The 23,509-nt window shown below is 68.4% G+C and carries 21 protein-coding genes; 12 read left to right on the top strand and 9 right to left on the bottom strand.

The features are described 5' to 3' along the window. Nucleotides 1-82 precede the first annotated feature (82 nt). The gene (locus tag QPR87_RS13850; RefSeq protein WP_041530276.1) at nucleotides 83-757 is read left to right on the top strand and encodes a Crp/Fnr family transcriptional regulator; all 675 of its coding nucleotides are present in this window, start codon (nucleotides 83-85) and stop codon (nucleotides 755-757) included. Nucleotides 758-951: 194 nt separating this feature from the next. On the opposite strand, the gene QPR87_RS13845 is transcribed toward QPR87_RS13850, so the two are convergent. From QPR87_RS13845 to QPR87_RS13810, 8 genes are all read right to left on the bottom strand, one after another. Next, nucleotides 952-1,185, bottom strand: a complete 234-nt coding sequence (locus tag QPR87_RS13845; protein ID WP_104491461.1) for a cytochrome C oxidase subunit IV family protein — start codon at nucleotides 1,183-1,185, stop codon at nucleotides 952-954. Nucleotides 1,186-1,188: 3 nt separating this feature from the next. Then, complete coding sequence (locus QPR87_RS13840; protein WP_011748760.1) at nucleotides 1,189-1,725, bottom strand: cytochrome c oxidase subunit 3; 537 nt, start codon at nucleotides 1,723-1,725, stop codon at nucleotides 1,189-1,191. Continuing rightward, entirely contained in the window at nucleotides 1,725-3,641 is a 1,917-nt protein-coding gene (locus QPR87_RS13835; protein ID WP_285049894.1) for a nitric oxide reductase activation protein NorD, read from the bottom strand. Before QPR87_RS13835 ends, QPR87_RS13840 begins: the two co-directional genes overlap by 1 nt. Nucleotides 3,642-3,652: 11 nt before the next feature. Continuing rightward, nucleotides 3,653-4,465 (bottom strand): CbbQ/NirQ/NorQ/GpvN family protein, encoded by an 813-nt coding sequence (locus QPR87_RS13830; protein ID WP_011748762.1) that lies wholly within the window; start codon nucleotides 4,463-4,465, stop codon nucleotides 3,653-3,655. A gap of 3 nt (nucleotides 4,466-4,468) precedes the next feature. Beyond that, nucleotides 4,469-5,857, bottom strand: a complete 1,389-nt coding sequence (locus QPR87_RS13825) for a cbb3-type cytochrome c oxidase subunit I (RefSeq protein ID WP_285049893.1) — start codon at nucleotides 5,855-5,857, stop codon at nucleotides 4,469-4,471. A gap of 13 nt (nucleotides 5,858-5,870) precedes the next feature. Next, complete coding sequence (locus tag QPR87_RS13820) at nucleotides 5,871-6,323, bottom strand: c-type cytochrome (protein ID WP_011748764.1); 453 nt, start codon at nucleotides 6,321-6,323, stop codon at nucleotides 5,871-5,873. A gap of 74 nt (nucleotides 6,324-6,397) precedes the next feature. Continuing rightward, complete coding sequence (locus QPR87_RS13815; RefSeq protein WP_285049892.1) at nucleotides 6,398-7,312, bottom strand: FAD:protein FMN transferase; 915 nt, start codon at nucleotides 7,310-7,312, stop codon at nucleotides 6,398-6,400. Beyond that, nucleotides 7,309-9,348 (bottom strand): NosR/NirI family protein, encoded by a 2,040-nt coding sequence (locus QPR87_RS13810; protein WP_285049891.1) that lies wholly within the window; start codon nucleotides 9,346-9,348, stop codon nucleotides 7,309-7,311. Before QPR87_RS13810 ends, QPR87_RS13815 begins: the two co-directional genes overlap by 4 nt. Before the next feature lie 133 nt (nucleotides 9,349-9,481). Here QPR87_RS13810 and QPR87_RS13805 point away from each other — a divergent pair, with 133 nt between their 5' ends. The 11 genes from QPR87_RS13805 to katG all read left to right on the top strand — a co-directional run bounded on the left by QPR87_RS13805 (nucleotide 9,482) and on the right by katG (nucleotide 20,907). Further along, the gene (locus QPR87_RS13805; protein ID WP_104491459.1) at nucleotides 9,482-11,272 is read left to right on the top strand and encodes a nitrite reductase; all 1,791 of its coding nucleotides are present in this window, start codon (nucleotides 9,482-9,484) and stop codon (nucleotides 11,270-11,272) included. 71 nt (nucleotides 11,273-11,343) lie between these two features. Next, nucleotides 11,344-12,207, top strand: a complete 864-nt coding sequence (gene cobA, locus QPR87_RS13800; protein ID WP_285049890.1) for a uroporphyrinogen-III C-methyltransferase — start codon at nucleotides 11,344-11,346, stop codon at nucleotides 12,205-12,207. Further along, nucleotides 12,200-12,511 (top strand): c-type cytochrome, encoded by a 312-nt coding sequence (locus tag QPR87_RS13795; RefSeq protein WP_285049889.1) that lies wholly within the window; start codon nucleotides 12,200-12,202, stop codon nucleotides 12,509-12,511. Before cobA ends, QPR87_RS13795 begins: the two co-directional genes overlap by 8 nt. After that, nucleotides 12,508-13,662 (top strand): cytochrome D1 domain-containing protein, encoded by a 1,155-nt coding sequence (locus QPR87_RS13790; RefSeq protein ID WP_011748770.1) that lies wholly within the window; start codon nucleotides 12,508-12,510, stop codon nucleotides 13,660-13,662. Before QPR87_RS13795 ends, QPR87_RS13790 begins: the two co-directional genes overlap by 4 nt. Before the next feature lie 2 nt (nucleotides 13,663-13,664). Continuing rightward, nucleotides 13,665-14,636 (top strand): siroheme decarboxylase subunit beta, encoded by a 972-nt coding sequence (gene ahbB / locus QPR87_RS13785; RefSeq protein WP_285049899.1) that lies wholly within the window; start codon nucleotides 13,665-13,667, stop codon nucleotides 14,634-14,636. After that, on the top strand, nucleotides 14,633-15,106 hold the full coding sequence (locus tag QPR87_RS13780) for an Lrp/AsnC family transcriptional regulator (protein WP_230999470.1): 474 nt from the start codon (nucleotides 14,633-14,635) through the stop codon (nucleotides 15,104-15,106). The genes ahbB (QPR87_RS13785) and QPR87_RS13780 overlap by 4 nt, the downstream gene beginning before the upstream one ends. Next, nucleotides 15,103-15,585 (top strand): siroheme decarboxylase subunit beta, encoded by a 483-nt coding sequence (ahbB, locus tag QPR87_RS13775; protein WP_285049888.1) that lies wholly within the window; start codon nucleotides 15,103-15,105, stop codon nucleotides 15,583-15,585. The genes QPR87_RS13780 and ahbB (QPR87_RS13775) overlap by 4 nt, the downstream gene beginning before the upstream one ends. A gap of 13 nt (nucleotides 15,586-15,598) precedes the next feature. After that, the gene (gene nirJ / locus QPR87_RS13770; RefSeq protein ID WP_104491453.1) at nucleotides 15,599-16,822 is read left to right on the top strand and encodes a heme d1 biosynthesis radical SAM protein NirJ; all 1,224 of its coding nucleotides are present in this window, start codon (nucleotides 15,599-15,601) and stop codon (nucleotides 16,820-16,822) included. Beyond that, the gene (locus QPR87_RS13765; protein WP_285049887.1) at nucleotides 16,797-18,251 is read left to right on the top strand and encodes a nitrite reductase; all 1,455 of its coding nucleotides are present in this window, start codon (nucleotides 16,797-16,799) and stop codon (nucleotides 18,249-18,251) included. Before nirJ ends, QPR87_RS13765 begins: the two co-directional genes overlap by 26 nt. After that, entirely contained in the window at nucleotides 18,208-18,474 is a 267-nt protein-coding gene (locus QPR87_RS13760) for a hypothetical protein (protein WP_011748776.1), read from the top strand. The genes QPR87_RS13765 and QPR87_RS13760 overlap by 44 nt, the downstream gene beginning before the upstream one ends. Before the next feature lie 255 nt (nucleotides 18,475-18,729). After that, nucleotides 18,730-20,907 (top strand): catalase/peroxidase HPI, encoded by a 2,178-nt coding sequence (gene katG / locus QPR87_RS13755; RefSeq protein ID WP_285049886.1) that lies wholly within the window; start codon nucleotides 18,730-18,732, stop codon nucleotides 20,905-20,907. A gap of 135 nt (nucleotides 20,908-21,042) precedes the next feature. Here katG and QPR87_RS13750 read toward each other — a convergent pair whose 3' ends face one another. Continuing rightward, nucleotides 21,043-23,244, bottom strand: coding sequence for a primosomal protein N' (locus tag QPR87_RS13750; RefSeq protein ID WP_285049885.1), 2,202 nt, complete (start codon nucleotides 23,242-23,244; stop codon nucleotides 21,043-21,045). Nucleotides 23,245-23,509: the final 265 nt, after the last annotated feature.

The following is a 23,509-nucleotide window of genomic DNA, read 5'->3' as shown; positions in this document are numbered from 1 at the left end:
ATGCCGAGTGGAACGCACGGTCTTTTCCTTGTGCGCCGCTCGTGCCACACTCGGGCCGCGCGAAACCAAGGATGAGGCTCCGATGAACGCCCCCCTGCCCGAGGCGGTGAAGAAGTCCGTTCTGCTGAACGGACTGACCCCCGAGATGCGCGACAAGCTGCTGAAGGACGCCCAGCGCCGCAGCTATCGCGAGGGCGAGACCATCTTTTTGCAGGGCGATCCGGCGCGGGCGGTGTTCATCGTCCTGAACGGCTTCATCAAGCTGTCGCGGCTGACGCCGAACGGTTCCGAGGCGGTGGTGGCGATCCTGGGCCGCAACCGCAGCTTTGCCGAGGCGATGGTGCTGCGCGGCACGCCCTATCCGGTCTCGGCCGAGGCGATCTCGGACTGCACGGTCCTGCAGATCGACGGGGCGCGGCTGCGGCAGTTCCTGCTGGAAAACCAGGAATTCGCCATCGGGCTTCTGGCCTCGACCTTCGTGCATCTGCAAGGGCTGGTGGACCAGATCGAAAGGCTCAAGGCCCATACCGGAGTGCAGCGCGTGGCGCAGTTCCTGGCCGACCTCTCCGATGCCGTGGCCGGCCCGGCCGAGGTGCGCCTGCCCTATAACAAGCGGCTGATCGCAGGGCATCTGGGCATGCAGCCCGAAAGCCTGTCGCGCGCCTTTGCCCGGCTGCGCAAGCATGGGGTCGAGATCGAGGCCGACAAGGCCATGATCGCCGATATCGCCGAATTGCGCATGATGGCCATGGATTGATCCGGCCCTGCCGGGTGCATCCGAAAACAGCACCGGCAAGGCAGGTTCTCAACGACATTTCAGTCGATCCATGAACCACTGGTCGACCTGTCGCACGAGACGGTCCGAACCCAGCAAAAACCGCTGTTCGTCAAGACCGGGGTCCACAGCCGGACCCGGCTTGTCAGCCTGGGCTCCGGGCGGCGATCCGGCCCTCATATGACATGCAACCCCCAGATCAGCACCAGCCAGATCGTCAGCGGCACGACGAAGGCAGCCCACCAGCCTGATCCGCGCTCCAGATGCAGAAAGCCGCCCAGGATTGCGCGGGCCTTGAACAGCGCCACCGCCAGCAGCGCCGCCGCGGCGGCCGGGCCGGGAACGAAGGCCAGCGCCGTGGTCGCGCCGGTCAGGCCCAGCAGGATCAGCCAGATGCGCGTCAGATCCATCCCCTACCCCAGCAGATAGACGGGCGGCAGGAGCAGCACCCAGACCAGATCGACCATGTGCCAGAAGGCCGCGCCCGCCTGCACCTCTTCGGTGCGCAGCCGGATCGCCACCAGTGCCAGCACGCCGATGCCGAACAGGACATGCGCGGCGTGAAAGCCGGTCAGCAGGTAGTAGAAGGTGAAGAACGGATGACTCTCCATGCCCAGGCCGGCCCGCAGGTCGCCGGCATATTCGACCGCCTTCACCGCCAGGAAGCCCGCGCCCCCCAGCGCCGCCAGCGCCAGCCCGACGCGCGCCCCGCGCCGGTCGCCCCGGCGGCAGGCACGCTCGGCCCGGGCGGCAAAGAAGCCCGAGGTGACCAGGATCGCGGTGTTCAGCGCCGCCATCCAGCCATGCAACTGCGCCTGCGCCGCGGCAAAGCCCGCCGGGTCGGTCAGCCGCACCCCGGCCATGGCGGTGATGCCCGCGGCAAAGACCAGCAGTTCCGAGGCGATGAGCACCCACATGATCGGCTCGCCCGGCAGATCCTGGAGACGCATCACGCCACCAGTTGCCGATAGATCACCGGCAGCGCCGCCAGCAGCCGGTCGGGATGCGGGATCAGCGAAAAGCCGCCCTGGCCGAAGATGCGGGGAAACCAGCTTTTCGCGTCGCGATCCACGGTGATGCCATGCACGGCATGGCCGGCCCGTCGCGCCTCGCGCACCGCCATGGCGCTGTCCTCGATGCCGTGGCGGCCCTCGTAATGATCCAGGTCGTTGGGCTTGCCGTCGGTGATGACCAGAAGCAGCCGCCGGCTGCTGGCCTGCGCAGAAAGCCCGGCCGAGGCATGGCGGATGCCCGCGCCAAGCCGGGTATAGAAGCGCGGCCGCAGCCCGGCGATGCGCCGTTCGATCGCGGCACCCATCGGCTCGTCGAAATCCTTGCAGGCGCTGAGGAACACCCGGTCGCGTTTCAGCGAGGAAAAGGCGTTGATCGCGAAACGGTCCCCGCAGGCGTCCAGCCCCCAGGCCAGCGCCGCCAGCGCCTCGCGCTCGATCTCGATCACCGCCCGCCCCGTCACCGCGCTTTCGGTCGAGCGCGACACGTCGAGCAGGATCGACACTGCAAGGTTGCGCGCCAAGGGCCGGGACTGGCGCCAGATGCGGTCGCTGCCCTGGCCGGTGGCGCGCAGGTCGGCGGCGGCGCGGACGGTCAGTTCGGCATCCAGCTCGTCCCCGTCGCGGTGGCCGGTGGTGATGAGGCGACCGGGGCGCAGCGCCTCGAACTGGCGGCGCACGGCGCGAATGCGGGTTTGCGCGCGGGGATCCGGGGTCAGCGCCTCGTCATGTTCGGGCGCACGGTTTTCCAGCACGCGCACATGATGGGCAAGGTAGCGGCCGCGCCGCGCATCCCATTCGGGATAGGTGCGAATGCCGGCGACCGCCTCAAGATCCGCATCCTCGGGCGCAAGGTCGAGATGCAGGCGCAGGCGCGTCGCCGGTGCCTTGGACACCTGGCCAAGGCCCAGTTCTTCCTGGTCCTCGGCCGCCTTCTTCGCATCGTCCTGATCGTCATCGTCGACATGCCGGTTGAGGTTCATCAGGTCGGCCCAGCTCAGCAGGGCCTCGAACTTGTGCAGGATCAGGCTGTCGCGGCGCTGCGGCTGGTCGCTTTGGCGGCGGCGGGCGCGGAACATGCGGGCGTTGGCCGGATCGGCCGCAATGCCGTCGGGCGCATCGCCCGGTGCGGCGGCCAGCGTCGTTTCGGGCAGCGCCAGGTCGGGCCAAAGCGGCACCGGCCGCATCGGGCGATAGTCGCGGGGTGCCTTTACCTGCGGGTCGTCCAGCATCGCCAGCCAGTCGCGGGCCAGGGGCGGCAACGGCGCCGGATCGCCCAGCAGATGACGGGCCAGCGCCTCGACCACGGCCTCGGCCGGGGGCAGAGGGGCGACGGGACGCAAGGACAGCACCAGCTCGGCAAGGTCGTCGTAAAGCCCGGTCAGGCCCGGCGCATCCTGCAACGTGGCCTCGACGGCCCGCTGTGCCGCGCCCAGCCGTGCCAGGTCGCGGCACAGTGGGTCGCCCTGCGCCGGCGCCAGACTGCCATGCGCGGCGCAAGCCGCAAGCCACAGGAAAAGCGCCCCGTTCGCCTGCCGCGAGGGCAGCACCGACAGCCGTTCCGGCAGGCGCAGGATCTCGCCGTCGAAACTGGCATGCGGCACCGTCTCGGCCGGGGTGCCCAACCGGCGCAGCCAGCCGATGCGATGGTGCGACGCCTGGACGGCGGCGGGCCGGATCTCGACCGCCGCGCCGCCGCCCAGGGCCCGGAACAGCACCGCGAGCCGTCCCGAGACCTCGGAAAGCGCCACCGCCTGATCCTCGAACTCCTGCGGCGCGCCGAAGCTGCTGGCCCAGACGTGCCAGATCTTGCCGACGGTTTCCTCGGGCTCCCAGGGTTCCAGGTCCAGACCCATGGCGCTTCCCCTCAGCCGAAGATCGCGGCGGCAAGGTCGCGCAGACCGCGCTTGACCTCGGCATCGTCGGTCAGGGGCTCGATCATCGCCGCCTCGATGGCGCGGTCCAAGTTCATGCCGCGCCGGGTCAGGCTTGCGGCATAGACCACCAGCCGGGTCGAGACGCCCTCTTCCAGATCCTGGCCCTTGAGGCCGCGGATCTTGCCCGCCAGCCGCACCAGCCCCAGGGTACGGTCGCGGTCGAGCCCGCTTTCGCGGGCCACGATCTCGACCTCGCGCGCGGGTTCGGGAAAGTCGAACTCCATGGCCACGAAACGCTGCCGGGTCGAGGGTTTCAGCGTCTTGAGGATGTTCTGATAGCCGGGGTTGTAGGATGCCACCAGCATGAAGCCCGGTGCCGCCTCGATTTCCTCGCCGGTGCGGTCGATGGGCAGGATGCGGCGGTCGTCGGTCAGCGGGTGCAGCACCACGGTCACGTCCTTGCGCGCCTCGACCACCTCGTCGAGATAGCAGATCGCGCCCTCGCGCACCGCGCGGGTCAGGGGGCCGTCGGTCCAGACCGTCTCGCCGCCCTTGAGCAGATAGCGCCCGATCAGGTCGGCGGCCGACAGGTCGTCGTGGCAGGCCACGGTATAAAGCGGCCGGCCCAGCCGCGCCGCCATATGGGCGACGAAGCGGGTCTTGCCGCAGCCGGTCGGGCCTTTCAGCAGCACCGGCAGGTCGTTCGCGGCGGCAGCCTCGAAGACGGCGACCTCGTCGCCCTGCGGCAGGTAGAAGGGGGCGTCGACCGCCCCGTTCCCTTGGGTTTTCACATGCGCGTTCATGGCTTACTCCGCAGCCTCCAGATGACCGTCCTTGTGCGCCTGCACCGGGCCGGCCTTGACCACCTCGCGGCGCGGGAACAGCACGGCATAGATGAACAGCAGCGCCCCCAGCACGACGGCCACGCCCGAGCCGAAGCGCATCCAGTAGAACAGTGCCAGCCCGTCCTGCACGTCCATGAAGAACCCGCCCTCGACGCGTTGCAGATGGGTCTGCACCGTGCCGGCGAAGGTCAGCGTCACCGTCATGAACACCATGCCCGAGGACATCAGCCAGAACGAGGCCATGTTCAGCACCTGGTTGTAGGGGTCGCGGTTCTTCATCAGCGGCATGCAATAGGTCACCAGCGCCAGCACCAGGCAGACATAGGCGCCATAGAAGGCCAGGTGGCCGTGCGCGGCGGTGATCTGCGTGCCGTGGGTGTAGTAGTTCACCCCGTGCAGCGTGTGCAGGAAGCCCCAGACCCCGGCGCCGAAGAAGGCCAGCACGGTGCAGCCCAGGCTCCAGACCAGCGCGGCCTTGTTCGGATGGTCGCGCCGGCCCTTCCAGACCATGACGAAGGCGAATGACATCATGGCGAAGAAGGGCACGATCTCGAAGCTCGAGAAGATCGAGCCGATCCACTGCCAGTAAGCCGGCAGGCCGATCCAGTAGTAGTGGTGCCCGGTGCCCAGGATGCCCGAGAACAGCGCCGTGGCGACGATGACGTAAAGCCATTTCTCGACCACCTCGCGGTCCACGCCGGTCAGCTTGAGCATCAGGAAGGCGAGGATGGCGGCCATGATCAGCTCCCACACGCCCTCGACCCACAGATGGATGACCCACCACCAGTATTGCTTGTCGAGAACCAGGTTCGCCGGGTTGTAGAAGGCAAAGAGCCACAGCAGCACCAGGCCCCAAAGGCCCATCAGCAGCACGTTGGTCACCGCCGTCCGCCGCCCCTTCAGCGCGGTCATGCTGACGTTGTACATGAAGATCACCGCGGCGACGGCGATGCCGACCTTGACCCATTTCGGCTGTTCCAGGAACTCGCGCCCCTCCTTGCCCAGCAGCCAGTGGCCGTGGAACAGGTCGAACAGATAGGTCACGACCACGCCCGCCGTGCCAAGCACGAAGATGCCCAGCTGGATCCAGGCCAGCAGCGGCGAATGGATCTCGCGCTCGGCCTCTTCGGGCAGGATGTAGTAGGTCGCGCCGAAAAAGCCCAGGAGCAGCCAGACGACCAGGCTGTTGGTGTGCAGCATCCGGGCGATGTTGAAGGGCAGGAGCTCGGACAGGAAGTTCGGGCTGACATAGATCCAGCCCATGATCAGGCCGATCGTGACCTGCACGGCGAAAAGCACCATGGCCACAAGGAAATAGGCATAGGCGATGCGTTGCGAATGATATCTCATTGTCGTGTCCCCCTCAGCCCGCGTCGTTCGGTGGCCAGTTCTGGGTGTTGATCGTTCCCGTCCACAGCAGGAAGTCGCTCAGCGCCCGGAACTCCTCGTCCGTCAGATCGAAGCGGGGCATCTGCCGGCGGCCCTCGATCCCGGTGGGCATGGATTCCATCCAGCCCTTCAGCGTCTCGAAGGCCGAGTCGGGATCGTCCTGCACGCCCCAGCGTTTCATGACATTGCCAAGCTCGGGCGCGAAATAGGCGCCTTCGCCCAGAAGCGTGTGGCAGTCGATGCAGGCGTTGCGTTCCCATATATGCTTGCCCTCGACGACCGAGGGGGTGAGCTGGCTTTCATCCACGGCCTTGGTGCGGGCGTAGATATGGCTGTGCACGGTCAATGCGCCAAAGATCAGAATGAAGAATATGGACCCGCCATAGAAGACGTTCCGGGCCATGTTCTTGGTCATGATTTCGCTCATGACGCGGGTCCCCTATCTGTTATTTCCGATAAGACCTCACTGTCCGGCAAGCGCGAGTCGCTCATTGATGAAAGTCAAGCGAAGCAAAAGCTGGACATTTTGTCCGGAAATTCCGCGTCCTGCGCGGCGATCGCCAGCTCGATCCGGCAGCCCGGCAGACGTGCCAGCGCGGCGCAGGCGGCCTTGGGCGGCATCAGGCAAAGCGCGGTCGAAAGCCCGTCCGCCAGCGCCGCGCTGTCCGCACTGACCGAGATCGTGTCCCAAAGCGGTACCCCGCCGCCCGGTGCGACGATATGCGGCAGGCCATGCGGCCCGATCAGCGTGCCGCCGGGCGAAGATGTCGCCACCGCACGGTCGTGCAACCGGATGCGGCGGTGCTCGCACCCTGCGGCATCGGCCAGCCCCACGCGCCAGTCCCGCACGCCCAGCGCCCGGATCTCGCCCGCGTCGATCAGAAGCTCGGCCAGGTCGTGGCGCACGGCCGCCTCGGCCAGCCGGTCGGCGGCCCAGCCCTGCGCGAGGCCGTTGAAGGTCAGCGCCATGCCGGGACGGGTCAGCCGGACCTCGGCCTGCGACCAGTCGACCGCCTGCCAGCCTGCCAGGGCGCGGGCCGTGGCCTCGTCCTCGCCCCGCGCCCGCGCCAGCCACAGCGGCTGCACGGTCGGGTCGAATGCGCCGCCGGTGGCGCGGTGCAGCCGGTCGGACAGGGCCAGCAGCTCGATCATGCCGGCGGCGGGAAAACGCAGCCGCCCGTCGCGGTTCAGCCGCACGAGGTCCGAATCGCGATGCAGCGAGAACAGGTTCTCGACATGGGCCAGCAGCCGCGCCGCCTCGGCAAAGAAGCCGCGCGCCTGCACCGGGCTCGCGCCATGTAGCCGCAACGTGACATCGGCCCCCATGGCGCGGCCCTGCCATTCCTCGGTCGCGGCCCGTGCCGTGCCGGGCAGCGCGGCACAGGCGGTCAGCAGCAGGAAGCGGCGGCGGTTCATGGCGCATCTCCGGTCGGGGCGGCGCTGCGGGCGCGGCGCTTCAGCACCGGGCAGGTGCCAGGGTCGTTCATCACCACCTGGCAGCGCAGGCACAGCACGCATTCGTTGGGATTGATCCGGCCCAGGGGGTCGATGGCGCCGACAGTGCATTTCGTCTCGCACAGCCGGCATTCGCGGCCGCATTGCGGGCGGCGGCGCAGCCAGTCGAAGATCTTCAGCTTGGCCGGGATCGCCAGCCCCGCCCCCAGAGGGCACAGGTAGCGGCAATAGAACCGCTCGATGAACAATCCGCCCGCCAGCACCGCCAAGGCGAACAGCACGAAGGGCCAGGCGCGCAGGAAGCGCATCGAGATCACCGTCTTGAACGGCTCGACCTCGGCCAGGATCAGCGCCTGTTCCATGCTGTAGAAGCTGAGCGCGACGATGGCGACGAAAAGCGTGTATTTGATCACCCAGAGCCGTTCGTGCAGGGCCTGCGGCACGGCGATCTGCCGCACCCCCAGCCGCTGCGCAGCGGCATTGGCCAGCTCTTGCAGCGCGCCAAAGGGGCACAGCCAGCCGCAGAACACGCCGCGGCCCCAGAACAGCAGGCCCAAGGCGACGGCGGACCAGATCAGGAAGATGATCGGCTCGATCAGGAACGTCTCCCAGCGAAAGCCGGACAACAGCGCGTTCAGGAAGGCCACCACCTGCACCACCGAAAGCTGGCCGTTCAGCCCCCAGCCCAGCACCACCAGCGTCGTGGCCAGAAAGCCCAGCCGCACCCGCCGCCACAGCATCGGCCGGCGCACCAGCGCCTCTTGCCCGAACAGGATCAGCGCCAGCAGGAACAGCATGGCCGCGACCACGGCGATGCCGGGGATCTTCTTCAGCCAGAACTCCTGCCACAGCGGAACGGCGGGGGCCTCGGCGACGGCATAGGCTTCGGGCAGGCGGATGGTGGCGCGGATGGGCAGCGCGGCCTCGTCCCCCGCGGCAAGCGGCCGGGTCGCGGTCACCACCAGGTCGAAGGGCCGGCGCGGGTCGATGCCGCCGGCCAGGGGGTCGATGTTCAGCCGAAACAGGCTGATTTCCTTGAAGGCCGGCGCATCGGGCAGGGCAAGCTTCTCGACCATGACGAAATCGCCGTCGTCCGGTTCGATCCGCAACGCGCCCTGTTCGAAGGCGATGCGCTCGAACCGGCCCGAGCGGCGCCATTCCGTGCCGCGCGGGCTGTAAAGGCCGCGCGACAGCACCGCGACCAGCGCCTGACCGGGTTGCAGCGCGCCTGCCGCGGCGGTGAAGTCCTGCGCGCCCAACAGGTTGCGGCCGACGGTCGGCGGGTCGATCAGCCCGGCGTAAAGGTCCAGGAACGGCGCGTCCGAAGGCTCGACCGGCACCTTGGCACCCGCGAAGGCGCGCGCCGCATCGGCCATCGAGACCAACGCATGGCCGAATGCCCCCTCGGCCAGCAGATCGGCCCATGTCGCGGGGCGATAGCCGACCCGGTCGATGCCGCCGCCACCCAGCCCCTGCGCCTGCGCCAGCACCCGGGCGCTGCGCAGGATGCCGTCGCGGATCACCCCGGTCGAAACCGTGGCGCGCGAGATGACGTCGGGCAGCGCCCGGCCCGGCCCTTCGCCCTGCGACAGATCGACGCCGCGAAACCCGTCCACATAGGCGGCGATATGCGCTTCGGAAATGCCAAGGCTCAGCACCGGCTCGGTCTGGCGCACCAGTCTGGCGCCGGCGATCACGCCCTGCGGCGTGACCGCGACCAGCACGTCCAGCGGCTTGCCGGAATAGCCGGTGGTCGCCGCGATCTCCCAGGTCGAGCCGATCACGCCCAGCATCCGGCCGTCGCGGCTGACCCCCCAGCCCGGCACCGGCGTTTCGCGGCGGTCCAGCACCACCGGCCCGTCCGCGCCGAACAGCGCCCGCGCCAGTGCCGCATCGGGGGCGGCAAGCGGCTCGGGCCGCGCCGGCAGGGCCAGCAGGATCAGTGCCAGCAGCGCCAGCAGCAGGCAGCTAGGCGCATGAGAGGATTTTCCGGGCATTGCCATCCGCGTCCCAGGGTTCGTCCCGCTGATCGCGCAAATGCCGCACCTCGGCCTTAACAAAGGTCAAAGCCCCGCACACGGATTGCGCCCAGGAACGGCGTGAACGCGCGCCAGCAAATAGGAAAGCCAGATGAGACAAAGGACCCCATTCGCCAGACCCGGCCTACTGGCCTCGGCAGCCCTGGCCCTTGTCCTTGGGCCGCTTGCGGTCGCCGCACAGGAGCAGGCCGCCCCGCCAAAGGATCCTGCCGCCGCACTCGAGGATCACAAGACCAAGACGGACAACCGCTATGAGCCCTCGCTGGACAACCTTGCACAGCAGGACGTAGCGGCGCCAGGCGCGCCCGAGGGCATCCCGGCCCTGTCCGACGCCCAATACAACGAAGCCAACAAGATCTATTTCGAACGCTGCGCCGGTTGCCACGGCGTCCTGCGCAAGGGCGCGACCGGCAAGGCGCTGACCCCCGACCTGACCCGCGACCTGGGCTTCGACTACCTGCAAAGCTTCATCACCTACGGCTCGCCGGCGGGGATGCCGAACTGGGGCACCTCGGGCGAGTTGACCGCCGAGCAGGTCGACCTGATGGCGAACTACCTGCTTCTGGACCCGGCCGCGCCACCCGAATTCGGCATGAAGGAGATGCGCGAATCCTGGCAGGTCCATGTGGCGCCGGAAGACCGGCCGACCCAGCAGGAAAACGACTGGGATCTGGAAAACCTGTTCAGCGTCACGCTGCGCGACGCCGGCCAGATCGCGCTGATCGACGGCACCACCTATGAGATCAAGTCGGTCCTCGACACCGGCTATGCGGTGCATATCAGCCGCATGTCCGCCTCGGGCCGCTACCTGTTCGTCATCGGCCGCGACGGCAAGGTCAACATGATCGACCTGTGGATGAAGGAACCCGCCACCGTGGCCGAGATCAAGATCGGCTCGGAAGCGCGTTCCATCGAGACCTCGAAGATGGAGGGCTGGGAGGACAAATACGCCATTGCCGGCGCCTATTGGCCGCCGCAATACGTCATCATGGACGGCGAGACGCTGGAGCCGATGAAGATCCAGTCCACGCGCGGCATGATCTACGACGAGCAGGAATACCACCCCGAGCCGCGCGTGGCGGCGATCCTGGCCAGCCATTACCGGCCCGAGTTCATCGTGAACGTCAAGGAAACGGGCAAGATCCTGCTGGTCGACTACACCGACCTCAAGAACCTCAAGACCACCGAGATCGAGGCAGAACGCTTCCTGCACGACGGCGGCCTGGACGGCTCGCACCGCTACTTCATCACCGCCGCCAATGCCCGCAACAAGCTGGTGGTGATCGACACCAAGGAAGGCAAGCTGGTCGCGATCGAGGATACCGGCGGCCAGACCCCGCATCCGGGCCGCGGCGCGAACTTCGTCCACCCGACCTTCGGGCCGGTCTGGGCGACCTCGCACATGGGCGACGATTCGGTGGCGCTGATCGGCACCGATCCCGAGGGCCATCCCGACAATGCCTGGAAGATCCTGGACAGCTTCCCGGCGCTGGGCGGTGGCTCGCTCTTCATCAAGACGCATCCGAATTCGCAATATCTCTATGTCGACGCCACGCTGAACCCCGAGGCCGAGATCTCGGGCTCGGTCGCGGTCTTCGATACCAAGGCGATGACGGGCGACGGTTCGGACCCGGAGTTCAAGACGCTGCCGATCGCCGAATGGGCCGGCATCGCCGAGGGCCAGCCCCGCGTCGTGCAGGGCGAGTTCAACAAGGACGGCACCGAGGTCTGGTTCAGCGTCTGGAACGGCAAGGACCAGGAATCGGCGCTGGTCGTGGTGGACGACAAGACCCTGGAGTTGAAGCACGTCATCAAGGACGAGCGGCTGGTGACCCCCACCGGCAAGTTCAACGTCTACAACACCATGACCGACACCTATTGAGTCGAACGGTTGCAACCCAGGTGGGGGCGTTCGCGCCCCCGCCCCGGCAGTATTTCAATGGGGGTTCGGACATGGCCGGCAAGACGGTGACGAACGGGGCCGCGCAAGGAAAGGCCGCGCGCAGCGGCGCGGACGGCGCGGTGCGGGGCAAGGCGGGGATGGGCAGGGTCGATCTGATCGGCGCAGGCCCGGGCGACCCGGAATTGCTGACGCTGCGGGCTTTGCGGCTTTTGCAGCAGGCGGATGTGGTGGTGCATGACCGGCTGGTCTCGGACGAGGTGATGGCCTGCGTCCCTGCCCATGTCCGGCGCATCCCGGTGGGCAAGGCGGCGGGCTTCCATCCGGTGCCGCAGGAACAGATCAACGCCCTGCTGGTCGAGCTGGGCCTTTCCGGCCTGACCGTGGCGCGGCTCAAGGGCGGCGACCCGACGATCTTCGGCCGCGGCGGCGAGGAGTTCGAGGCCGTGACCCGAGCCGGCATCCCCTGCGACTATGTGCCCGGCATCACCGCGGCGCAGGGGGCGGCGATCTCGGCCCGCTTTCCGCTGACGCATCGCGGGCTCGCGACCGGGCTGCGCCACGTCACCGGCCATCGGGCGCGGGACGCGGCGCTGGATCTGGACTGGGCCTCGCTCGCCGATCCGCAGACCACGCTGGCCGTCTATATGGGCGCCGCGAACATGGCCGAGATCGCGCGCGAGCTGATCCGCCACGGCATGCCGGCCGACCTGCCGGTGCTGGCCGTGTCGCAGGCCAGCACCCCGCAAGAGCAGCGGCTGCACGCGACGCTTCAGGACATCGCCGCCGCCCTTGCGGGCAAGCCGCTGCCGGCGCCGGTGCTGTTCATCGTGGGCCATGTCGCGGCGATGGCCGAGGATTGCGCCCTGCCCCAAGAGCTTTACCGCCCGGAATGGCGGCTGGTGGCGCATGGCTAGGCTGGCGCTCCTGCTGGTGCTTCTGGCGGGGACCACGGTTGCGGGACCGCCCGATGCCGCGCGGCAGGACGAATTGCGCCATCTGGTGCGCCAGGATTGCGGCTCCTGCCACGGCTTGCGGATGACCGGCGGGCTGGGCCGCCCGATCACGGCGGCGGCACTGGCCGGGCGCGACGTCGAGGACCTGAGCGACGTGATCCTGGACGGCATGCCCGGCACCGCCATGCCCGGCTGGCGCCCGCTGCTGACCGAGGACGATGCGCGCTGGATCGCCGATTACCTTCTGAAGACGGAGACGGAATGATGTTCAAGGCAACTCTCGCCGCCCTCCTGCTGATCGCCGCCCCGGCGCTGGCCGACGAATTGCGCGGCACCGGCGACCTGGGCCTGATCGTCGAGCGCGAGGCGGGCTCGCTGCTGGTCGTGGACCGCAGCGAACGCGCAGCCCTCGGCCGGATCGAGGGCCTGGGCGATCTGTCCCATGCCAGCCTCGTCTATTCCCCCGACGAACGCTTCGCCTATGTCTTCGGCCGCGACGGCGGCTTGACCAAGGTGGACATCCTGACCCGTCAGGTGGTCCACCGCGTGGTGCAGGCCGGCAACTCCATCGGCGGCGCCATCTCGGACGACGGCCGGCTGGTCGCGGTCGCGAATTACGAGCCGGGCGGCGTCAAGGTCTTCGACGCCGAGACGCTGGAGCCAGTGGCGGACGTGCCGATGGGCTCGAAAACCGTGGGCATCGCCGATGCGCCGGGCTCGCGCTTCGTCGTCGCCACCTGGGACACGGGCGAGGTCTGGATCCTCGACCATTCCGCCGATCCCGCGCAGCCGGCGATCACCAGGCTGGAGGGCATCGGCGCCAACCCCTATGACGCGCTGCTGACCGGCGACGGGCGCCACTATATCGTCGGGCTTTTCGGCGAAAAGGGGCTGACGCAGGTCGATCTGTGGCAGGATCCGCCCAAGGTCACGCGCTTCCTGCCCGATTACGGCAAGGACCAGCCCGACCTGCCGGTCTACAAGATGCCGCATCTGCAGGGCTGGACGCTGGCCGACGGGGTCTTTGCCCTGCCCGCCGTGGGGCTGCACCAATTGCTTTGGGTCGATGCCGACGGGCTGGCCGAGATCGCCCGCACCGACCTGGCCGGCCAGCCGGTCTTTGCGCTGGCCCGTCCCGACAAGCGTGAGGTCTGGGTGAATTTCGCCCCGCCCGACAACGACAAGCTGCAGGTGGTCGATGTGCTGACCCATGAGGTCCTGGACACGCTGACCCCCGGCAAGGGCGTGCTGCACATGGAATTCGCCCCGCGCGGCCGCGAGGTCTGGCTGTCGGTCCGCGACGAGAACCGGATCGAGATCCGCGACACCCGCACCCGCGAGGTGCTGGGCGAGATCGAGGCGCGCGCGCCCTCGGGGATCTTCTTCACCGACCGCGCGCATCGGACGGGGCTATGACGATGGACGACCTGGACCTGCGCCTGCTCGACGGCTTCCAGCGCGACCTGCCGCTGGAGCCCCGGCCCTTTGCCGCCATGGCCACGCGCCTTGGCACCGGCGAAGCCGAGGTGATCGCCCGTCTCGTGCGCCTGCGCGACGAGGGTATCGTTTCGCGCATCGGCGCCACCTGCCGGCCGAACACCGCCGGCGCCTCGACGCTGGCCGCGCTGCGGGTGCCCGCCCCGCGCGTGGACAAGATCGCAGCGCTGGTCGGGGCCGAGCCGGGCGTCAACCACTCCTATCTGCGCGAGGGCGACTGGAACCTGTGGTTCGTCGCCACCGCCCCCGATGCGGCGGCGCTGGCCGAAAGCCTTGCCCGGATCGAGGCGGCGACGGGGCTTGCCGTGCTGTCCCTGCCGCTTGTGCGCGCCTTCAACATCGACCTGGGCTTTCCGCTGATCGGCCCGCGCCGCGCCATGGCATTGGACCGGCCCGCCGACCTGGATGCCCTGCGCCCACGCGACAAGGCGCTGATGCAGGCGCTTTCCTCCGGGCTGGCGCTGGTCCCGCGCCCCTTCGTCGCGCTGGGACAGGCGCTGCACCGCAGCGAGGCCGAGGTGATCTCGCGCATCCGCGCGCTGGCCGAGGCGCGCATCCTGACCCGCGTCGGCGTGATCGTGAAGCACCGCGCGCTTGGCTGGACCCAGAACGCCATGGTGGTCTGGCGCCTGCCCGAAGCGGCCGTCGAGGCGGCCGGCACCGCGCTGGCCGGGGTTCCCGGCGTGACGCTGTGCTATCAGCGCCGCTGCGTGCCCGGGTTGTGGGACTGGCCGCTGTTCTGCATGATCCACGCCCGCTCGCGCGCCGAGGCGATGGATGTGCTGACCCAAGCCCGCGCCTTGCCGGAGTTGCAGGAGGTCCCGCATCGCATCCTGTTTTCGACGCGTTGCTTTCGCCAGCGCGGCGCCACCATCGCCGAGGTAGCCGCATGAGACGCCAGACCCTGCCGCCCGAGGCGCTGGACGACACCGACCGCGCCATCCTGAACAACCTGCAAGAGGGGTTTCCGCTGACCCCCCGCCCCTTCGACGACGCCGGCGCGGCGCTCGGCCTGACCGGAACCGCACTGATCGGGCGGCTGGAACGGCTGCGCGAGATCGGCGCCATCACCCGCTTCGGCCCCTTCTACGACGCGGCGGCGATGGGCGGGGCCTTCTGCCTTTGCGCGCTCTCCGCGCCCGAGGCGGATTTCGACCGCATCGCCGATCTGGTCAACGCCCATCCCGAGGTCGCGCACAACTATGCTCGCGACCATGCGCTGAACATGTGGTTCGTGCTCGCCACCGCCACGCCCGAAGGCATCGCCGAGACCGCCCGGCGGATCGAGGCCGAGACCGGGCTGACCGTCTGGCGCTTTCCCAAACTGCGGGAATTCTTCATCGGCTTTAGGGTGGCGGCATGACGGCGCCGGACGATACCGACCGCCGGCTGATCGCCGCGACGCAAGCCGGGTTGCCGCTGGTCGAGGCGCCCTATGCCCGCATCGCCGCCGATCTGGGCCTGTCCGAGGCGCAGGTCATCGCCCGGCTGTCGGCCCTGAATGCGCAGGGCGTGATCCGCCGCATCGCCATCGCGCCCAATCATTACGCGCTGGGAATGACCGCGAATGGCATGAGCGTCTGGGACGTGGACGACGCGCAGGCGGAAGCCCTGGGCGAAAAGGTCGGCGCGCTGGATTTCGTGACGCATTGCTATCTGCGCCCGCGCGCGCCGGTCTGGCGCTACAACCTGTTCGCCATGCTGCACGGCCAAAGCCGGGCCGAGGTCGAGGAAAAGCGCGCGCAGGTCCGCACCCTGTTCGGCCCCGCCTGCCGGGCCGACGACATCCTCTATTCCACCCGGATCCTGAAAAAGACCGGCCTGCGCCTGAAGGACGGCTAAGAAAGGCAAAGCCATGTTCCGCCTGACCCAATATATGCAGCAGCTTCTGGACCCCTCGCCGCCGCGCCGCCGGACACGGCCGGGTACGGTCCGCCCGGTGGTAATCTGGAACCTGACGCGCAGCTGCAACCTGAAATGCCGCCATTGCTATACCGTCTCGGCCGACCGGCCGTTTCCGGGCGAGCTGACGCATGAGCAGGCCATGGCCGTGCTGCGCGACCTGTCGGATTTCCGTATCCCGGCCCTGATCCTGTCGGGGGGCGAGCCGATGTCGCGCTTCGACTTCTGGGAACTGGCCGAGGAGGCGCGGAGGCTCGATTTCCGCCACCTGTCGCTGTCCACCAACGGCACCAGGATCAATGCCCAGAACGTGGACCGGCTGGCCGGGCTGGGCTTCGACTATGTCGGCATCTCGCTGGATGGGATCGGCGCGGTGAACGACTGGTTCCGCGGCGTCGAGGGGGCCTTCGACCAGGCGCTGGCCGGCGTGCGGGCCTGCAAGGCGCAAGGCGTCAAGGTCGGCCTGCGCTTTACCATCACCGAGGGCAACGCCCATCACCTGCCCGCCATGCTGGACCTGTGCCGCGACGAGGGCGTGGACAAGTTCTATCTGTCGCATCTGGTCTATGCCGGCCGCGGCGACAAGCACCGGGGCGAGGATACCGAACATGCCCGCACCCGCCGCGCCATGGACCTGCTGATCGCCCGCGCCTGGGAGGCGGTGGAGCGGGCCGAACCGCTGGAGGTCGTGACCGGCAACAACGATGCCGATGCGGTCTATTTCCTGCGCTGGGCCGAGACGCGCTTTCCGCCGGCAGCCGTCGCCCATCTGCGCGCGCATCTGGAGGCGTGGGGCGGCAACTCCTCGGGCCTGGGCGTCGGCAATATCGACCCGCAGGGCAAGGTCCATCCCGACACCTACTGGTCGGACTACACGCTGGGCTCGGTCAAGGAGCGGCCGTTCTCGGCGATCTGGACCGGGGACGACCCGATCCTGGCCACGCTGCGCACCCGGCCGCGGCCGCTGAAGGGGCGCTGCGGCGCCTGCGCCTATCAGGCGGTCTGCGGCGGCAATACCCGCATCCGGGCGCTGCAACTGACCGGCGATCCATGGGCCGAGGATCCGGCCTGCTATCTCTCGGGCTCCGAGATCGGCGCAGAAGGTGCCGACCTGGACCGCCTTGCCGTCACGCCTTTCCGGGGAAAAAGCCATGATCCGGCCCACCGCTTTCTTTAGCCTGCTGCTCGCCCTGCCGCTGACGGCCCATGCCGACCCGGCCGCCGACTATGCCGAGCATTGCGCCGCCTGCCATGGCGAGGACCGCTTGGGCGGCACCGGCCCGGCGCTGATCCCCGAAACGCTGGGCCGGGTGCGAGGCATCGACACGGTGATCGCCCAGGGCCGGGTCTCGACCCAGATGGAGGGCTTTGCCGACCGGCTTTCGCCGGAATCCATCGCCGCACTGGTGGATTACGTCACCGCGCCGCTGGACCACCGCCCGGACTGGAGCGCCGAGCAGATCGCCGCCAGCCGCGAGATGAATCCCGACTACCAGTCGGCGGAAAAGCCGGTCTTTGCCGCCGATCCGCTGAATATCACGCTGGTGGTGGAGACGGGCGACCATCACGTCAGCGTGCTGGACGGCGACACGTTCGAGGTGCTGGCCCGCTTCGCCACCCCCTTTGCTGTGCATGGCGGGCCGAAATTCAGCCCCGACGGGCGCTTCGTCTACATCATGTCGCGCGACGGCTGGGTGCAGAAATACGATATCTGGTCGCTGGCCGAAGTCGGCCGCATCCGCGCCGCGCTGAACAGCCGCAACATCGCCATCAGCCCGGACGGCCAGCGCATCGCGGTGGCGAACTATCTGCCGGAAAGCCTGACCATCCTCGATTCGGACCTGAACCCGCTGCGACTGATCGCCACGCAGGTCGACGGCATCCCCAGCCGGGTCAGCGCCGTCTATCAGGCGCCGCAGCGCCACAGCTTCGTGCTGGCGCTGAAGGACGCGCCCGAGATCTGGGAGGTCGCGACGACCGACCTGTCCATCCGCCGCATCCCCATCGACGAGCCGCTGGACGATTTCTTCTTCTCGCCCGACTACCGGCAGTTGATCGGCGCCAACCGCGACGGCGACAAGGGCGTGGCAATCGACCTGGACGACGGGCACAAGGTGGCGGAACTGCCCCTGCCCGGCATGCCGCATCTGGGCTCGGGCATCACCTGGGAGAGAGACGGCCGCCGCGTCATGGCCACCCCGCATCTGGGCGAGGGCGTGCTTTCGGTCATCGACATGCAGGACTGGAGCCTGGTCAAGCAGATCAAGACGAGCGGCCCCGGCTTTTTCCTGCGCGGCCATGCCACCAGCCCCTATGTCTGGGCGGATGTGTTCTTTGGCCCGCACAAGGACGAGATGCACGTCATCGACAAGCAGACGCTCGAGATCGTCAAGACGCTCGCGCCCTTTCCCGGCCAGACATTCGCCCATAGCGAATTCACCCGCGACGGCAGCCATGTGCTGGTTTCGCTTTGGGAGGACGAGGGCGCTGTCGTGATCTATGATGCGAAAACGCTGGACGAGGTGAAGCGGCTGCCGATGCGCAAGCCTTCGGGGAAATACAATGTCTGGAACAAGATCACCTTCGAGGACGGAACCAGCCACTGACGGCTGGCCGGTCTGGAAACTGGCGCTGCTGTTCTATCCCTTCGCGGCGGCGGCGGTCTGGATCAACCTGTTCATGCTGTCGCTGCTGGCCAGCTGGATCGGCCTGCCGGTGCTGGCGCCCATCCGGGCGGCCGGTGCCGCGCTGGTGCTGGGCGTGCCGGCGGCCTGGGCCTCGGGCCGCTGGATCCGCGGCCTGATGGACCGCGCCCGGCCGCGCAACTGACCTCTTTCGCCGACCCAAAAGGCCCGTGCATTCCACCGGCACAAGGGCTGCGGACAGGTCGCTTCATATCATAATTAGAAATTATCATTCAAATTAAAATTTATAAATTACAATAATTCAGAAAGCTGTTAGAACCTGTCGCAAGAGGATATGCAGATTCGCAGGGGCCACACGCTGCGGTTGCATGACAGCCACATTCCGCACCCGGTATCTGCGTCGCCCCCGGTGACGCGACCCAGCAAAAGGAGAGCTATCATGGACGGAAACGATATCAGGAGCACCGGCAAATGCCCGGTGATGCATGGCGGTAACACCGCGATGGGCAGCTCGGTCACGGCCTGGTGGCCCAATGCGCTGAACCTCGACATCCTGCACCAGCACGACAGCAAGACCAATCCGCTGGGCCAGGACTTCAACTATAGCGAAGAGCTGAAAAAGCTGGACGTCGAGGCGCTGAAGGCCGACCTGCGCGCGCTGATGACCGACAGCCAGGACTGGTGGCCGGCCGATTGGGGCAGCTATGTCGGCATGTTCGCCCGCACCGCCTGGCACATGGCCGGTTCCTACCGGACCAGCGACGGCCGTGGCGGCGCCAATACCGGCAACCAGCGCTTTGCGCCGCTGAACAGCTGGCCGGACAACGTCAACACCGACAAGGGCCGCCGCCTGCTGTGGCCGATCAAGAAGAAATACGGCAACAAGATCTCCTGGGCCGACCTGATCGTGCTGGCCGGCACCGTCGCCTATGAAGCCGCGGGCCTCAAGACCTATGGCTTCGCCTTCGGCCGCGAAGATATCTGGCACCCTGAAAAGGACACCTACTGGGGCGAGGAAAAGGAATGGCTGGCCCCCAGCGACAGCCGCTATGGCGACGTGACCAAGGCCGAAACGCTGGCCAACCCGCTGGCCGCCGTGCAGATGGGCCTGATCTACGTCAATCCCGAGGGGGTGAACGGCAAGTCCGACCCGCAGGCCACCGCCTACCAGATGCGCGAGACCTTTGCCCGCATGGGCATGAACGATGAGGAAACCGTCGCGCTGACCGCCGGCGGCCACACCGTCGGCAAGTGCCACGGCAACGGCAATGTCACCGACCTCAGCCCCGATCCCGAGGCCGCCGGGCCGGAGTTCCAGGGCCTGGGCTGGATGAACACCAAGGGCCGCGGCATCGGGCGCAACACCATGGTCTCGGGCCTGGAAGGCGCCTGGACGACCCACCCGACGCAATGGGACAACGGCTTCTTCGAAATGCTGTTCAAGCATGAATGGACGCTGACCCACAGCCCGGCGGGCGCCTCGCAATGGGAACCGATCACCATTGCCGAAGAGGACAAGCCGGTCGATGTCGAGGATCCCTCGATCCGCCACATGCCGATGATGACCGATGCCGACATGGCGCTGAAGGTGGACCCGATCTATCGCGAGATCTCGCTGCGCTTCATGAACGACTTCGAGGCGTTCAGCGACGCCTTCGCCCGCGCCTGGTTCAAGCTGACCCATCGCGACATGGGGCCGAAAGCGCGCTACCTGGGCCCGGACGTCCCGGCCGAGGACCTGGTCTGGCAAGACCCGATCCCCGCCGGCCGCAGCGACTACGACGTGGCGGCGGTCAAGGCCCGGATCGCGGCTTCGGGGCTCAGCGCCTCGGATCTGGTCGCCACCGCCTGGGACAGCGCGCGGACCTATCGCGGCTCGGACCATCGCGGCGGCGCCAACGGCGCGCGCATCCGCCTGGCCCCGCAGAAGGACTGGGAAGGCAACGAGCCCCAGCGCCTGGCCCGCGTGCTGTCGGTGCTTGAACCCATCGCGGCCGAGACCGGCGCAAGCCTTGCCGACGTCATCGTGCTGGGCGGCAACCTGGGCGTGGAGCAGGCCGCGAAAGCCGCCGGCTTCGACATCGAGGTGCCCTTCGCACCGGGTCGCGGCGATTCGACGGCCGAGCAGACCGATGCCGCGTCCTTCGACGTGCTCGAACCGCTGGCCGACGGTTTCCGCAACTGGCAGAAGCAGGACTATGTCGTCAGCCCCGAAGAAATGCTGCTGGACCGCGCCCAGCTCATGGGCCTGACCGCCCCCGAGATGACCACGCTGGTCGGCGGGCTGCGGGTGATCGGCACCAACCATGGCGGCACCAAGCATGGCGTGTTCACCCAGCGCGAGGGCGCGCTGACGAACGACTTCTTCGTGACGCTGACCGACATGGCCAACAACTGGGTGCCGGTGGGCAACAACCTCTATGAGATCCGCGACCGCAAGACCGGGGCGACCAGATACACCGCGACCCGCGTGGACCTGGTGTTCGGCTCGAACTCGATCCTGCGCGCCTATGCCGAGGTCTATGCCCAGGACGACAATGCCGGGAAATTCGTGCGCGATTTCGTGGCAGCCTGGACCAAGGTGATGAACGCCGACCGCTTCGACCTGGCGGCCTGATCGGGTTTCCTGTCCCCGTGGGCGAGGGATCGCCCCGGGGAGACCAGTTGTGGTAACGATTGCTGCCCGTGGACCGGAAACGGTTCACGGGCGTTTTGCCGTCGGATGGCCCGCCTGCCGCGGGGCCGGCCGGGATCAGAGAAAGCTTTGCGGATCGATATCCACCGCCAGCCGCAGGTTGCTGGGCGGTTTGGGTGCCGACGCCAGCCATTCGGCGATCGCGCCCTGCACCGGCGCCTGGCGCGGCGCACGGATCAGCATCCGCACCCGATAGCGCGCGCGGATGCGGGCGATGGGTGCGGGGGCCGGGCCGAACAGCTCGGCGCCGATGGCGCGCAGGGGCTCGGCGCGGCGAGCCAGTTCGCGGGCGTAATCCTCGACCACCGGCTGGTCGGGATGCGACAGGATGATCCCCGCCAGCCGGCCAAAGGGCGGCATGCCCGCCGCCTGGCGCGCCGCGGCCTCGGCATCCCAGAACGCCTCGTCCTCGCCCGACAGGATGGCGCGGATCACCGGATGGTCGGGCTGATGGGTCTGGAGCAGCGCCAGCCCCCGCGCATCGCCGCCCTCGCGCCCGGCCCGTCCCGCCACCTGCCGCATCAGCTGGAAGCTGCGCTCGGCCGCGCGCAGGTCGGCGCCCTGCAGGCCAAGGTCGGCGTCGATCACGCCCACCAGCGTCAGGCGGGGGAAATTGTGCCCCTTGGCGACGATCTGCGTGCCGATGATGATGTCGGTGCTGCCCGCCCCGATCTCGGCGATCGCCTCTTTCAGCGCGCGGGCCGAATGGAACAGGTCCGAGGACAGGACCGTCGCCTTCGCCTCGGGGAACCGCTCGGCCACCTCCTCGGCCAGCCGCTCCACCCCCGGCCCGATGGCGGTCATCTTGCCCTCGACCCCGCAGCTTGGGCAGGCGTTCGGGATCGGCTTGGTCGCGCCGCATTGATGGCAGACCAGGCGGTTCTGGAAGCGATGCTCGACCATGCGAGCGTCGCAATGGTCGCAGCCGATCTGCTGGCCGCAGGCCCGGCAGGCAGTGATCGGCGCATAGCCGCGCCGGTTCAGGAACAACAGCGACTGCTCCCCGCGTTCCTTGCGCGCGCGGATCTCGGCGGCAAGGCGGGGACTGATCCAGCGGCCCTTCTCCATCTCCTGCTGGCGCAGGTCGATGGTGCCCATCTCGGGCAGGTCGGCCGTGCCATAGCGCGCCCGCAGGTCGAGGCGGCGGTATTTCCCCGATCCCGCATTCACCCAGCTTTCGACCGAGGGCGTGGCCGAGGCCAGCACCACCTGCGCAGCTTCGACGCTGGCGCGCAGCACCGCCATGTCGCGGGCGCTGTAATAGACCGCATCCTCCTGCTTGTAGCTGGAATCGTGTTCCTCATCGACGACGATCAGGCCCAGGTCGGCAAAGGGCAGGAACAGCGCCGAACGCGCGCCCACCACCAGCCCGACATGGTTTTGCGCCGCCATGGTCCACAGCCGCCGGCGTTCCGTGCGGGTGATGCCCGAATGCCATTCGCCGGGCCGGGCACCGAAGCGCGCCTCGACCCGGTCGAGGAACTCGGCCGACAGCGCGATCTCGGGCAGCAGCACCAGCGCCTGCCGACCCTGGCGCAGGCATTCCGCGACGGCCTCAAGATAAACCTCGGTCTTGCCCGAGCCGGTAACGCCGCGCAGCAACGTAGTGCCATAGGCGTGGCTCTTCAGCGCATCGCGCAGGGTCTCCGCCGCCTCGGCCTGATCCTCGGCCAGCGGCTTGCCCGGCAGGCCGGGGTCCAGTCGCGGATAGGGCACATCGCGCGGCGCCAGCACCTCGGCCAGCGTGCCGGCCTTGACCAGCCCCTGCACCACCGATGCGCTGACCCCGGCCAGCTGCGCCAGCTCGCCCGGCGCGAAACCGGCGCCGCCGTGATCCTCGATTACCCGCAGCACGGCGGCGCGGGCATCGGTCATGCGCGCGGGCGGCGGCCCCGCGCGATGGATGATGCGCCGGGCCGAGGGCGGCTGGTCCAGGTCCGGTGCCCGCGTCGCCATGCGCAAAAGCGACGGCAGCGGCGTCAGCGTGTATTCGCCCATGCGGATCAGGAACTCGATCATCCCCGGCGTCAGCGGCGGCGCGTCGATCAGCCGCGCCACCGGCCGCAGCCTCGCCGCATCGAAATCGCCGATCCCCGGCCCCCAGACCGCGCCCATCACCCGGCGCGGACCCAGCGGCACGACGACAAGCTGGCCCAGACGCACGCCCCCCTCGGGCGCAAGATAGTCGAGCACCCCGACCACCTCTTGCGTCAGCACCGCGATCCGCGCGCCATGGGGATAGAAAAGCGGCGGGGACATCTCAGAGCGGCAGCGAAGCCCAGCCGATCAGCAGCAGCAGCGGCCAGTTGCCGACCAGGAACGGACCGGCGGCCAGGGCCGGCAGCAGGGCGACGAGATCGGGCTGAAAGGCTTCCAAGGCATTTCTCCTGCAACGATGGCGGATAAACGTGCCCCCAGGGGCCCGCCACTAGTGGCATGGCGGCGCACCGCCCCGCAAGTCGGCGCCGCCATGCCGCGCGGCCCGGACTTCACGCGCCGGCTGTTATGCGCTAAACCCACGGCA

The organism is Paracoccus sp. SSJ (assembly GCF_030234105.1).
GTDB lineage: Bacteria > Pseudomonadota > Alphaproteobacteria > Rhodobacterales > Rhodobacteraceae > Paracoccus > Paracoccus denitrificans.
This window is presented reverse-complemented; position numbering and strand designations above follow the sequence as displayed.